The sequence below is a fragment of the Bacillus sp. SH7-1 genome, from assembly GCF_008042405.1.
Lineage (GTDB): Bacteria > Bacillota > Bacilli > Bacillales > Bacillaceae_G > Bacillus_A > Bacillus_A thuringiensis_N.
Genome location: NZ_QNUD01000007.1, coordinates 238,205 through 250,404, shown reverse-complemented (window position 1 = coordinate 250,404; position 12,200 = coordinate 238,205). Strand labels below are relative to the sequence as shown.

The window sequence follows — 12,200 nt, the reverse complement described above, 5'->3', positions numbered from 1 at the left end:
ATGATGTTTCATAACTACTATGTATCTATTAATTAGATCCTGTTTTAATGTAATTTCCCTATTTGAAGACACTAACTTTTTCAATTTTTCGTTATAATATAGTTGTCATCTTTTTACATTGAAAGGAGTTTTTATATGAAAGAAATTGCTCATATTTTACTCACTAATATTGATACATTAAATGAAGAAGACCAAAAAATTGTAAAGAAACTAGTTAATAAGTTAAAATCTTTTGCTCATACACCACTAATTAAAAATCACTGCTTACGTATGAAACCTTTTATTGAATCTGAAGGAATAACTAGACTCGTTGCCAATACAGTACACTCTTACCAATTAGATTTAATGCCAAACAATCAATTTGCTATGTATGATGTGATTGGCTATTACTACAGCATAGCATTATTAACATGTTGTGTAGTATTTGAAAAAGGCGATTTCAAACACATCTACTCTGTATTAGAAAATGAAGTTACAAAAGAAAACGAAAAGAATGTTCTAGTATCAAAGCGTGGTGGGGAAAATTACTACGTTATGGCACGCATACTTAAATTTTTCAAGAAAGATGCTAAAGACATAGAAAGTTTATTTTCACAATTAATTATTCTAGATTAATTGTGCGATATCACTATATACGAAACAAGGAGGATGAGTATGCTACGAATAGAAAATATGGAAGATGATGAAGTTTTCCAATTTCTAGCTGGCACTTTCCATCAAGATACTTTCTACGAAGACGCACTTAAAGAATTATTAGAAGAGACACACAAGGAATATTTACAAGACGCGATCGTTTTTCTATCTGAATTTCTAAAAAGTGATTATAGTAGTGAAGAAAAACAAGCATACATACGATATTCAGCAGATGGGATATATTTTGAAGGGCTAGAAATAACACCGCTAGAATGGCTTGAAAACATAGTTGAACTATTAAAACAAACAGTACAAGTTTATTAGTTAAAGGGGATGAACTGATTGTTAGATACGATTGTTTACGATAAAGCGAAGTACCATTATCAAGGTGATTTTCCTGAGGACTTACCAATTGATCAAGCTTTTGTACATACTGGTATGTTTTTAGGCTGGATACTTGAACATAATTTATTTAGTGAAGAATTTGAAGAAGAGTCTCAAGACGAAATTAATCAGTTTAAACTTAGACAAATGACTGGCACAGAAATTTATATGAACTGGGATGGCGTTTTGGCAGACGACATGTTAAATGACGAAGGCAACCAATTCGCGATGTATTACTTTAATAATGATGAGGAATGGAAGTATATAAGTGATTACTCAGACGTTTTTATAGACGAAGAAACTCTCTACCACGTAAAAGATACTTGGGAAAACTATTTCAAATTAAAAGAAGTTATTGATAATAGCTATAATTTTTGGAAAGACAACTTACAAAAAAGATAATTAATAAAGTCGATTTCTTATCTCAATAAGGAATCGACTTTATTAATAGTAAACTTAAATATTTTTTCATTTTAGCTTTTATTACAAATTTCCTTTAACGTTTTCGACAATCTCGTTTATCGTATTTCGATCAAACTTATCACTAATTTCATATGGCTCACGATCTCCTACTAATTGTACGCCTACAATATCATTGCGACCTTTACCATATTGCACTTCAATAATAGATCCACGCTCTATTTGTTTCCAAACGAGACCTGCTTCATCTTTATTATCTAAAATAATACAATCCTCAATATTTTCATCAATTCCAATTAACTTATTGTCATCCATATATCCAACCTCGTATTGTTGACGTTCTTTCGCTTTGCCGCTTACTAATATACCTTTGCTTCCATACGAGTAATCCGTATAGTCCTTTTTCTCCGATTGTACCGCTTTCGGCTCTTTTTCTTCAGTTTTTTCAGCAGTTCCACAACCCGCAATAATACCAATTGGCATAACTGCAGTTAATATTACTCTCGTAAATTTCTTTATCATTTATAACCAACCTCACATATTTAACTTTACATTCCATTTATCCCCTTACCAAATAATAACATGATAATATCGAGAAAGAGCCAAAGGTACAATATTATTTTCATCCCAACAATCTATGTAAAAAGCTATACTTCTGTATTTCCTTCCCGTCTACTTTCATATAGTACCCTTACAATTATAGATAGCTAGACTTTCAAAATTACTAACTGAATTATCGATAAATTATAGAAAGTAGACATCCTACTCACATAAGATTTAAAATTAGAATGTATGGAAAACATGATAAAAAATATAGGCTAGTTGTTCGCAATTAAAATGGTCTTTACATGAAGAAAGGAAGTGCACAGCTTTGGATTTTAAAACCGTTATGCAGGAGCTTGAAGCCCTAGGCAAAGAACGAACGAAAAAAATATACATATCTAACGGTGCGCACGAGCCAGTTTTCGGCGTTGCTACAGGTGCTATGAAACCAATCGCTAAAAAAATAAAAGTAAACCAAGAGTTAGCTGAAGAACTTTATGTGACAGGCAACTACGATGCTATGTACTTTGCAGGTATTATTGCGGATCCAAAAGTTATGAATGAGTCTGATTTTGATCGCTGGATAGACGGAGCATATTTTTATATGTTGTCTGATTATGTCGTGGCAGTCACTTTATCAGAATCAAATATTGCACAAGATGTTGCTGATAAATGGATTGCAAGTGGAGACGAGCTACGAATGTCAGCGGGCTGGAGTTGCTACTGCTGGCTTTTAGGAAATCGCAAAGACAATGAGTTTTCTGAAAGTAAAATTTCCGATATGCTTGAAATGGTGAAAAAGACAATCCATGATTCGCCAGAACGAACTAAATCCGCTATGAATAATTTCCTAAACACTGTAGCAATTTCATATGTGCCACTACACGAAAAGGCAGTCGAGATTGCAAAAGAAGTTGGTATAGTTGAAGTAAAACGCGATAATAAAAAAAACAGTTTGCTAAATGCTTCCGAAAGTATTCAGAAAGAACTTGATAGAGGCAGACTTGGTTTCAAACGTAAGTATGTAAGATGTTAAAAAAGAAAAAGGTGGTATCAATCTTTCCTGATTGATACCACCTTTTTCTTTAACTACTGAACTCTCTTCTTAGAAAACATTCATTTACCTCTGGACAACTTATATGTTAGAAACTTCTTCATTTAATTTATAAACTCTATCTCTTTTCTCATCGCTTTTGACAAAAATAAGCTTTCCTTCTTTAACAAAATCTTCTAATACTAAGCATACTTGTCCATATGCTTTCGGCTTATTCGTTGTGAATCTTTCATCTGATATTTTGCCAGATCGTATTAATTGTTCACATAGCTCAAGTGCACTTATTTCTTCAAAATCCACTAATTCCAATATATCTTTTTGTAATGGCGATAAAGGTACTGGTATATCAGCTACCTCCACCTTTTCTGGTTTGTTTTCTTCTTCAAATAAATCTTCAAATGAAATTTGATTCATTACTTCTTTTCCTTTCTAACGATTGATTTGTATAACATGAACTGAATTCTATAGCGTAGTTATTATTATGTAGTACGTACCTTAATACATAAATGTCAAACTCATGTACATCGTTGCATATAGTATATTTCGATTATACCAAATATACGTTCTGTTTTCTATTACAGATTGGAAAGCAGCATGTTTTACTTAATATCCATTATCCAAATATTACATTTTCAGTTATATTATCAAAATTTTATCCATATTACGGAAATAAATGACAAATAATTATAATTTACATGTTATAATTACGATGCATGCATTTAGTTGTATTACATGCATATGTGTAATGAGTATATTTAATAAAGTTAAATGAAACTGGGGAGGCTTTCGCAAATGGGCAAGAAAACAAGCAAAGCTAAAAAATTTTTCGGATTCGTAATCACCGCAGCACTAGCAACTACAACGATGGTAGGTACAGTAAATGCACAAACAACTACGAATAGCTATAAGGTAACTAGCAATACGAACACTGTATTTACAGATGTACCAAAGGACCACTGGTCAAAAGATGCTATTGATTACTTAGCGGCAGCAGGGATTTATAAGGGATATGGAAATGGCAAATTTGGTTTTGGGGACAACATCACTAGAGGACAGGTAGCTTCTTTAGTCAATCGACATTTAGGTTTAATAGCAGACGATAAACAAGGAAATATGTTTAGTGATATTGCAAATCATATGTTTGAAAAAGATATTAAAGCCATTGCGCAAGCTGGAATAATGACAGGTGATGGAACAGGTACATTCCGTCCAGATGATGTATTAACTCGATATGAAATGGCAGTAATATTACAAAAAGCATTTCATTTAGAATCAAAAGAACAAGGAAAATTTAAAGACGTACCAAAAGGTCATTGGGCTTATGAAGCTGTAAATACACTGCGTAGTAACCGTATAGCACAAGGTGACGAGGCAGGTAATTTTAACGGAAACACATTTGTGAAGCGTGAGCAGTATGCACAATTTTTCTATAATGCAATAGCAAAAAACAGAGATCATAATTTCAACATCAATTCAAAAGAAGAACTGAAACAAATGTTAACAACTGCTTTAGAGAATGGGACGTTTGGTCCATTTAAATTAAATTCATTGGGTAAAGATCTATCTGATGTAAAAAAAGAATATGGAGTGCCTGATGTTTTGAAAAAAGCACCATGTACAGAATGTGACGCACCTAATACAGCGGTATACGGAGATTATAATATTGATATGTATCCTTCAGACGCTAGATATATATGGGTGAAAATGGATATCTCTATCAACGAATTAAAAGAGTGGTTTGGTGAACCAGATGGAGTCGGAGAGGATATGACTAGTGAAGGCTTTATATATAATCGAGAAAGCTATTCTCTTTATTTCAGCTTCTCTGATGGTTATATTCAACGCGCCGAAATATCTAAAATTGAACATCATTAATACGTTACAAGCAATATAAAATATAGAAAAAACCCTTCAAGGATACCCTTATTCTTGAAGGGTTTTATTTTGTTTCTAGCTATTTTACATCATACAAAGCTATGAAACTCCTACTGATTAAACTTTATTTTTCTTGATGCTCCGCATCCCATTCACTTAAATACGTTGCATATTCTAATTCATCTGGATCATCATGTAACATAGAAATAAACTCTAATTTATTTCCATCACAATCTAGAAAATATACGCTTGCAGCTGGCATCCACCTTTGAACAATTGGCTCTTCATTCCCTTTCCCCTGACTCCCTACTACCTCTATTCCCCGCTTCTCTAACCACAATTTAGCAGTCTTTAAAAACTCTAAATCTACACGAAAAGCGAAGTGTTTTATCTCAAAATCCTCATTACGATGTACTTCCCATAATCCAATCATTTGTTTTTTATTTTCTCCTATCCAAAAGAAAGCAACCCGCCTTTTCGATAGTTTTTTTGCTAATATTAAACCTAACTTATTTTGATAGAAATCTATCGCCTTTTCTAAATTTCTTACATGTAAATGCGTTTCATATATGCTTTGTATCATTATGATCCCCCTTCCCTACATTCCAATTTTTTAAAAATATTTTGTTTTTATAATACAAATAAACACATTTGAAATCATCCTACTTTTGTATAATTGTTCTTTCCTACAAAGGTATATATCTAGCTTTATCATTCATATACCAACGTCAAAATTCAATAAAAAAACACATTTACATTCTAGCAAATACATTCATAAATTTTTATAATGTAATAAAAGTAACATCTTAATAATAGAGGAGGAACCGTTCTGGATAAAACTAAAGTTATGGCTTATTTTAGTGTAACAGGTGAAATGTTCCCTGTTGAAGCAATTACCGAGGCCTTAAGTATCGAGCCGACACAAACTTATAAAAAAGGTGATGTTGTTGTAAGACGTGATAATCCGAATCTTGTATCTACCAAAACCCTATATAGAAAAGCTACGGATTGGACTTTAAGCACTGGCTATCAAGAATCATATGATATAAATGATCAGTTGCATGTTATTCTAAAATCCCTTGAAGGAAAAACAGAACAATTAAAACATCTCAAGAAGAAGTTTGGTTTAGAGTTTCTTTTTATGATAGTGATTCAAGTGGAGAATAACGAATCACCCGCAATGTATTTACAAAAAGAGATTATTGACTTTGCTAGTTTCATTCAAGCAGAAATTCATTTTGATCTATATATTTATTAAAAACAAAAACGCTATTGATATTGGAATCAATAGCGATTTTTTATGTGACTATATCTTTTATCTTGCTTGTACCTGAAAGCAAATTCTTTTTAAATAACTTATTACTTCAATTTCCCCTCAAAAACAATTTTTCTACCGCACGGTTCAACTTCTGTTTTGCCGTTTTTCTTCACTTCATGAAAAATTGGCTCTTCCATGCGACGAGACGGTGCATAGCCTTCTTGTTCCATACGTGCTAAGCAGTCTGTAATTGTTTCATTTTCGAGTACTTCAAATTTTTTCTTATTAGGTTGTTTTGTCATGCCCTAACCTACTTTCTATTTTTCTTGATGCGAATTGATTCTTCATGTAGATCATATATACCATTGCGAGAATTCCTATTATAATCATAACCGCAATGAAAAAGCTTGTATACTGTATTTTTTCTATAAATACGCCTCCTAATACAGGTCCCAGTATACTTCCTAAACTAAAGGCGATTCCAGATAATATATTACCCGCTGGTAGTAAATGTCTCGGTAATAAATCTGTCATAAATCCAAGTCCTAAAGAGAAGCAAGATCCAATGACCATACCCGCTAACAACATGCAGGCAAAGACGATCCAGTAATATTGATCAAATACGGCTGCCAGTAGGAAAATACCCGTACTTATGCTAAACGTCCACGTTAATATACGGTCCCTTCCGTATTTGTCACTCAATATACCAAGTGGAATTTGTGTAATAATGCCCCCAACTGCAAATGCTGGTAATAAGAAGGATACTTCTGAAACAGACCATCCTTTACGAAGCGCGTATACTGGTAAGTTACTATTTAACATTGCTTCGAGTACGCCATATGCAAGTGGCCCAAGTAACGCAATCCATCCTAATCCAACAACTTGTTTATAACGAGAAAATGATGATTCACTCTTCACTTCTCTTTCATCTTGCGCTGGGAATGCATTTTTCGTTGGCAGTAATAGGAGCCAACCTATTAAGCACAGTATAGTAGATATAATAAATGGCGTTGCAAGACCATACTGCACAGTGCTTGCTAAATACGGACCGACGGCAAAACCAATTCCGAAGAATACACCGTATATCGATACTTGTCTCCCTATTTTACTCGGGTCTGATGTTGTCGTAATCCATGTTTGTGTTCCGACATGCAGCATATGATCTCCGACTCCAACTAGAAATCTAAGGATAAACCATACCCAGAATGAAAAAGTTTGTGTAAAAAAGAATAATGAAATGATAACGAGAAACCCACCAATCACAATAATTGGCTTCATTCCGAACTTTTGCATCGGTTTTTCAAGAAACGGTGAAATAACTAATATCCCAATGTATAGTGCCGTCGCATGAATACCATTAATACTTGAACTAACCCCTTCTTGTTCAAAAATCATTGCAATGGCTGGTAAAAGCATACCTTGTGACAAACCTGAGATTGCTACAATCCCAACCATAATCCAAAAAGTAAAACGCATTGACATCCATTTCCCTCTCCTTCTCACGCTTTCCACCTTTCATTATAAACTGTTTCTTTAGATGCGTGTACGAATATTATCAATAAAAAAGAAGCTAAAAGAATGAACCTTTCAGCTTCTTAACCTTCCCAAACTTGTGCTTTCACATTGTTATGGAATTGCTTGAAATACGGATGTTTATAAAAAGCAGTTTCATATAAATAATGATGCGAATGAACAATTGGTGGCTGTTGTATTTGTAACGGAACTACGGCTGGTGAAACTTGCATATACAGCGGAGCTATCATCATTTTTGTATATACATGATGATTATATGGCGAATGCGCAATTAAGAGCGGATGATGCATGGATAATCTCCCCTTTTACCTACAATGTTATAGTATATGCAATACCTTTCATTTCGGGGATTATTTCTGTTCTAACCAATGCTCTACATGCTTTATAAATACATCTAAACAATCTATAAACGGTGAGTGTCCGCAATCTTCTAATATCTTCAACTCTGCATTTGGCAAATGTTTTGCTAATTCCTCACCGACTACTTGCGGTACGACGTAATCTCTGTCACCTTGTATGACGAGTGTTGGAGCTTTAATATGATGAATTTGTTTATTTCCCTCTACAACCCCGTTATGTTCATCCGAAATATTAAATGTAATGAGCGCATAATTCACATCTACGAAATTACGTTGCGTTAACATATCATCTAAATACTTTTCATAACGATCCGGTTCAGGTTGATTATGTGTATATATTAATAAGTTCCATACTGTGCGGTAATATAGTTTATTCATATTTTTTATCGCATCTAGCACTGGTGCAATTTGTACTGGATCTTGCGCGATTTCTTCTTTCGTTTTTAATAGACTCGTTACGATCGGTTGCCCGTTAATATCTTTTTTAAAGATTGGATAGCCCTTCATTCCTACTGATTCTACTAAAATTAACTTTTCGACAAACGTTGGATGATTCGCTGTAAATTGCATCGCAACACCACCGCCCATTGACCAGCCCATTAATGAAAATTTCTCTAATTTTAATTGATCGATAAATAGTTTTACATCTCTTGCAAAGTCTTGTAATGAATCTATCGATTGATTATATGTTGATTGACCAAATCCTCTTAAATCAAGAGCGTAAATATGGTATTGATCTTGCAGCTTTTCAATAACTAAATCCCAATGTTGTGACGATGTCATGTTCCCGTGAATGAGCACAAGAATTTCTGTATTTTGCCTTCCAACTTCCTGATACGCAATCGTTTCTCCGTTCGATAGTGAAACAAACTCCATTGTTGCAGGCTTAATCATCACAAGTTCCCCCATTCTTTTTAATAGAAAGAAAATTCTTTACTTACTTAAAGAATAACACGCAGAATGTATGTTCTCAACAAAAAAGCTATACGAATTTTTTACATAAATCAACATGTCTATTACTAGACAATTAAAATAAAAAAGTATATAGTTAGCTAGGTAACTAATTTGAAAGGATCTAACTATATGGACGAAAAACAACATTTTTTTCACATTGTCAGCCAGACTTCTCGCAAGTTTACGAAGAAATTTAATGAACGCGTATCTCCAACTGGGTTATTTAGTGCGCAGTGGGCTGTTATTTTCCGTATCAATCAAACTGGTTCTTGTACGCAAACAGAATTATGTCAGTATTTAAATGTTGAATCACCAACGATGACCCGTACGTTAACACGTATGGAAACGATGGGCTGGATTATTCGTACAGAAGGAAAAGATCGCCGTGAGAAGCTCATTTCGTTATCAGAAACAGCGATAAAAATGATTCCGGTATGGCAAGAAGAAGTTGATACTTTCGAAGAAAAGACGCTAGAAGGTATTAACGAAGATGATTTACATCAAGCATTTCAAGTATTACAACAAATTATTAAAAACTTAGATTAACTTGGAGGGATGACCATGCAAAGTGAGAAACTTTGGACGAAGGATTTCCTCGGAACTTGTTTTAGTAGTCTATTTCTCTTCTTAACATTTTATATGCTTATGACTACTTTACCTGTCTATGTAATAGACGGCCTAAAAGGAAAACCTGAGGAAATTGGTTTAGTTGCAACTGTTTTTCTTATTTCATCTGTTTTATGTCGACCATTTACAGGAAAATGGCTCGATGATTTAGGAAGAAAGAAAATATTATTTATTTCACTTTCATTATTTTTAGCCGCCACTGTTATGTATTTCGGTGCGCAAAGTTTATTTTTATTACTTGCCCTTCGCTTCTTACATGGTATTGGGTTCGGTATGGCAACAACTGCAACGGGTACGATTGTCACAGATGTTGCGCCAGCTCATAGACGCGGCGAAGCACTTGCCTATTTCGGCGTATTTATGAGTCTGCCGATGGTAATTGGTCCTTTTTTAGGTTTAACAATTATTTCTCATTTTTCATTTACAGTATTATTTATCGTTTGTTCCGTATTTTCATTGCTTGCATTTTTATTAGGACTACTTGTCAATATTCCGCATGAAGCACCAGTAAAGAAACACAAACAAGAAAAAATGAAATGGAAAGACTTACTTGAACCATCTTCTATTCCGATCGCTCTTACAGGATTTGTTTTAGCCTTTTCTTATAGTGGCATTTTATCCTTTATTCCTATTTATGCAAAAGAGCTCGGTTTAGCTGACATTGCAAGTTACTTCTTTATTTTATACGCACTTGTTGTTGTAATTTCTCGTCCATTTACAGGTAAGATTTTTGATCGCTTCGGTGAAAATGTACTTATTTACCCAGCTATCATTATTTTCACAATTGGGATGTTCATTTTAAGCCAAGCACAAACTTCATTTTGGTTCCTTGGTGCAGGTATGTTAATCGGTTTAGGCTACGGAACATTAATTCCTAGCTTCCAAACGATTGCAATTTCTGCCGCTCCAAACCATCGACGTGGTTCTGCGACAGCTACGTACTTCTCATTCTTTGATAGTGGTATTGGCTTTGGTTCTTTCATTTTAGGTATCGTCGCAGCAAAATCAAGTTATCATAATATGTATTTTATCGCAGCTATTATCGTTGCGTTCACTTTACTTTTATACTATGGATTACACGGACGAAAACAAAAATTCAAGAAACAGCGTACAGACGGACAAATATCCGCTTAACGTAAATAAGGAAAGTAAACTTATCCGTTTACTTTCCTTATTTTGTATTTCTTTTAATTGAAGCGTATACTTATAATAGAAATAAAAAGGAGGGACCGATATGAAACTTAAAAAATCTCCCCTACTCTTACTCATAATCACATTCATATTTGTAATTACAGGGCTCGGTTTTACATACTTCAAACACAATAAAACAATCCCATCGAAAAATAACGTGACGAAAAAAAATTGGCTAGATGATCCGTACTTACGCTGGTCGTACACACATATGAAAGAATTCACTTTAATTAACGAGGTAAATAATAACCCTAATCAAATTTCCCACTTCCCTACTGCATTGCAAAACTTAGACGATTTTGCTGTGGAACGTAGATTTGGAAATACAACTCCTCTAAAAAAACTTTTAGATGATAACAAAACGGATGCTTTCGTCGTTGTACATAATGGACAACTTGTATATGAACGATATTTCAATGGTTATAAAGAAAGTGAACCTCATGGTATGGCATCGTTAGCAAAGGTCTTTACCGGAGCAATTATACAATCTCTCGCTGAAGAAAAACGTATTGATTTAGCAAAAACAGCTGACACATATATAAAAGAATTAAAAAATACACCGTTCGGTAAAGCCTCGCTGCAACAATTAATGGACATGCAAGTGTCTGCAGAGTACCCTACTCACGGATACGAACATCCAGCGTTAGAAAATCAAGATGCACAACTATACTTAGCGAGCAACATTTTACCTCGAGGTAAAAACTACGACGGCCCGATGAAAATTTATGATATGTTACGAGAAGCAGAAGAAACTGCACCGCCTGGTTCCGATTTCTCTTACGATAACGGGTCAGCCGAAACACTCGCTTGGGTTATTCGGACAATCACTGGTAAATCATTAGCTGAAAATGTTAGCGAGCGAATTTGGTCTCAAATTGGTATGGAAGAAAACGCGTATTACGTTACAGATGAAACAAAAGTAGAACAAGCTAGCGCTGGTTTAAATGCAACTGCTAGAGATATGGCGAGATTCGGACAATTATTATTAAATAACGGGGAATATAACGGAAAACAAATTCTCCCTTCTTCTATTACTGAAGATATAAAAAATGTTCAAGAAGGCGAACTTGCAGTTGGCCCTGGAGCTTCCATTTCTTATCATAATCAATGGTGGATTCCGCACAATGAACAAGGTGCTTTTGAAGTGTTAGGTAGTTACGGACAAACACTTTACATCGATCCGAAAGCGAATATGGTAATTGTCCACTTCTCTTCTAACGCTACACCAAGTAATGAAATCCATTCCGTTTACTCTAATATGTATGTTGATATTGCACATCATTTAGAGAAGCTTCCACAGTAGTGGAAGCTTTTTTTATAACGTGAAACTTAGATCCATGAGGATGGACATCCCCCCCACTAATTATTA

The 12,200-nt window shown here is 34.3% G+C and carries 16 protein-coding genes; 9 read left to right on the top strand and 7 right to left on the bottom strand.

What is annotated here, in order from left to right:
- Positions 1-135 precede the first annotated feature (135 nt).
- The 3 genes from DN390_RS07615 to DN390_RS07605 are packed head-to-tail and all read left to right on the top strand — an operon-like array spanning position 136 to position 1,419.
- Complete coding sequence (locus DN390_RS07615) at positions 136-615, top strand: hypothetical protein (RefSeq protein WP_147807017.1); 480 nt, start codon at positions 136-138, stop codon at positions 613-615.
- Positions 616-654: 39 nt separating this feature from the next.
- Positions 655-957: a contact-dependent growth inhibition system immunity protein gene (locus tag DN390_RS07610; protein WP_147807016.1), complete on the top strand. Its 303-nt coding sequence runs from the start codon at positions 655-657 to the stop codon at positions 955-957.
- A gap of 18 nt (positions 958-975) precedes the next feature.
- Entirely contained in the window at positions 976-1,419 is a 444-nt protein-coding gene (locus DN390_RS07605) for a DUF7832 domain-containing protein (RefSeq protein ID WP_147807015.1), read from the top strand.
- Positions 1,420-1,500: 81 nt separating this feature from the next.
- Here the strand turns inward: DN390_RS07605 and DN390_RS07600 are convergent, their stop codons facing one another.
- Complete coding sequence (locus tag DN390_RS07600) at positions 1,501-1,959, bottom strand: hypothetical protein (RefSeq protein ID WP_147807014.1); 459 nt, start codon at positions 1,957-1,959, stop codon at positions 1,501-1,503.
- 349 nt (positions 1,960-2,308) lie between these two features.
- Between DN390_RS07600 and DN390_RS07595 the strand changes: the two genes are divergently transcribed.
- A complete protein-coding gene (locus DN390_RS07595; RefSeq protein ID WP_147807013.1) occupies positions 2,309-3,016 on the top strand; it encodes a DNA alkylation repair protein in 708 nt (235 codons plus the stop codon).
- Between the two features lie 99 nt (positions 3,017-3,115).
- Here the strand turns inward: DN390_RS07595 and DN390_RS07590 are convergent, their stop codons facing one another.
- The gene (locus DN390_RS07590) at positions 3,116-3,448 is read right to left on the bottom strand and encodes a DUF3895 domain-containing protein (RefSeq protein WP_060631541.1); all 333 of its coding nucleotides are present in this window, start codon (positions 3,446-3,448) and stop codon (positions 3,116-3,118) included.
- Positions 3,449-3,826: 378 nt separating this feature from the next.
- Here DN390_RS07590 and DN390_RS07585 point away from each other — a divergent pair, with 378 nt between their 5' ends.
- Entirely contained in the window at positions 3,827-4,909 is a 1,083-nt protein-coding gene (locus DN390_RS07585; protein ID WP_147807012.1) for an S-layer homology domain-containing protein, read from the top strand.
- A 124-nt stretch (positions 4,910-5,033) separates the two neighbouring features.
- Here DN390_RS07585 and DN390_RS07580 read toward each other — a convergent pair whose 3' ends face one another.
- Positions 5,034-5,492: a VOC family protein gene (locus DN390_RS07580; protein ID WP_147807011.1), complete on the bottom strand. Its 459-nt coding sequence runs from the start codon at positions 5,490-5,492 to the stop codon at positions 5,034-5,036.
- Positions 5,493-5,756: 264 nt separating this feature from the next.
- Here DN390_RS07580 and DN390_RS07575 point away from each other — a divergent pair, with 264 nt between their 5' ends.
- Positions 5,757-6,167 carry a DUF4279 domain-containing protein gene (locus DN390_RS07575; protein ID WP_147807010.1) on the top strand — a complete coding sequence of 137 codons (411 nt, stop codon included), beginning with the start codon at positions 5,757-5,759 and terminating at the stop codon, positions 6,165-6,167.
- A gap of 101 nt (positions 6,168-6,268) precedes the next feature.
- Here DN390_RS07575 and DN390_RS07570 read toward each other — a convergent pair whose 3' ends face one another.
- From DN390_RS07570 to phaZ, 4 genes are all read right to left on the bottom strand, one after another.
- Positions 6,269-6,469, bottom strand: a complete 201-nt coding sequence (locus DN390_RS07570; protein ID WP_000166305.1) for an NETI motif-containing protein — start codon at positions 6,467-6,469, stop codon at positions 6,269-6,271.
- Complete coding sequence (locus DN390_RS07565) at positions 6,453-7,649, bottom strand: MFS transporter (RefSeq protein WP_060631545.1); 1,197 nt, start codon at positions 7,647-7,649, stop codon at positions 6,453-6,455. The genes DN390_RS07570 and DN390_RS07565 overlap by 17 nt, the downstream gene beginning before the upstream one ends.
- A 113-nt stretch (positions 7,650-7,762) precedes the next feature.
- Complete coding sequence (locus DN390_RS07560) at positions 7,763-7,990, bottom strand: hypothetical protein (RefSeq protein WP_060631546.1); 228 nt, start codon at positions 7,988-7,990, stop codon at positions 7,763-7,765.
- Between the two features lie 60 nt (positions 7,991-8,050).
- Positions 8,051-8,968 carry an intracellular short-chain-length polyhydroxyalkanoate depolymerase gene (phaZ, locus tag DN390_RS07555; protein WP_140350440.1) on the bottom strand — a complete coding sequence of 306 codons (918 nt, stop codon included), beginning with the start codon at positions 8,966-8,968 and terminating at the stop codon, positions 8,051-8,053.
- Positions 8,969-9,142: 174 nt separating this feature from the next.
- Here phaZ and DN390_RS07550 point away from each other — a divergent pair, with 174 nt between their 5' ends.
- The 3 genes from DN390_RS07550 to DN390_RS07540 all read left to right on the top strand — a co-directional run bounded on the left by DN390_RS07550 (position 9,143) and on the right by DN390_RS07540 (position 12,134).
- The gene (locus tag DN390_RS07550; RefSeq protein WP_000343680.1) at positions 9,143-9,559 is read left to right on the top strand and encodes a MarR family winged helix-turn-helix transcriptional regulator; all 417 of its coding nucleotides are present in this window, start codon (positions 9,143-9,145) and stop codon (positions 9,557-9,559) included.
- Positions 9,560-9,574: 15 nt separating this feature from the next.
- Positions 9,575-10,774, top strand: coding sequence for an MFS transporter (locus DN390_RS07545; RefSeq protein ID WP_097951820.1), 1,200 nt, complete (start codon positions 9,575-9,577; stop codon positions 10,772-10,774).
- A gap of 100 nt (positions 10,775-10,874) precedes the next feature.
- Positions 10,875-12,134: a serine hydrolase domain-containing protein gene (locus DN390_RS07540; RefSeq protein ID WP_147807009.1), complete on the top strand. Its 1,260-nt coding sequence runs from the start codon at positions 10,875-10,877 to the stop codon at positions 12,132-12,134.
- Positions 12,135-12,200 lie beyond the last annotated feature (66 nt).

Bases quoted from the DNA above. Each gene is read 5' to 3' on its own strand.
- DN390_RS07590 (WP_060631541.1), bottom strand. From the start codon at position 3,448: ATGAATCAAATTTCATTTGAAGATTTATTTGAAGAAGAAAACAAACCA.
- DN390_RS07550 (WP_000343680.1), top strand. From the start codon at position 9,143: ATGGACGAAAAACAACATTTTTTTCACATTGTCAGCCAGACTTCTCGC.
- phaZ (WP_140350440.1), bottom strand. From the start codon at position 8,968: ATGGGGGAACTTGTGATGATTAAGCCTGCAACAATGGAGTTTGTTTCA.
- DN390_RS07575 (WP_147807010.1), top strand. From the start codon at position 5,757: ATGGCTTATTTTAGTGTAACAGGTGAAATGTTCCCTGTTGAAGCAATT.
- DN390_RS07585 (WP_147807012.1), top strand. From the start codon at position 3,827: ATGGGCAAGAAAACAAGCAAAGCTAAAAAATTTTTCGGATTCGTAATC.
- DN390_RS07570 (WP_000166305.1), bottom strand. From the start codon at position 6,469: ATGACAAAACAACCTAATAAGAAAAAATTTGAAGTACTCGAAAATGAA.
- DN390_RS07600 (WP_147807014.1), bottom strand. From the start codon at position 1,959: ATGATAAAGAAATTTACGAGAGTAATATTAACTGCAGTTATGCCAATT.
- DN390_RS07610 (WP_147807016.1), top strand. From the start codon at position 655: ATGCTACGAATAGAAAATATGGAAGATGATGAAGTTTTCCAATTTCTA.
- DN390_RS07565 (WP_060631545.1), bottom strand. From the start codon at position 7,649: ATGTCAATGCGTTTTACTTTTTGGATTATGGTTGGGATTGTAGCAATC.
- DN390_RS07545 (WP_097951820.1), top strand. From the start codon at position 9,575: ATGCAAAGTGAGAAACTTTGGACGAAGGATTTCCTCGGAACTTGTTTT.
- DN390_RS07615 (WP_147807017.1), top strand. From the start codon at position 136: ATGAAAGAAATTGCTCATATTTTACTCACTAATATTGATACATTAAAT.
- DN390_RS07580 (WP_147807011.1), bottom strand. From the start codon at position 5,492: ATGATACAAAGCATATATGAAACGCATTTACATGTAAGAAATTTAGAA.
- DN390_RS07540 (WP_147807009.1), top strand. From the start codon at position 10,875: ATGAAACTTAAAAAATCTCCCCTACTCTTACTCATAATCACATTCATA.
- DN390_RS07560 (WP_060631546.1), bottom strand. From the start codon at position 7,990: ATGCATCATCCGCTCTTAATTGCGCATTCGCCATATAATCATCATGTA.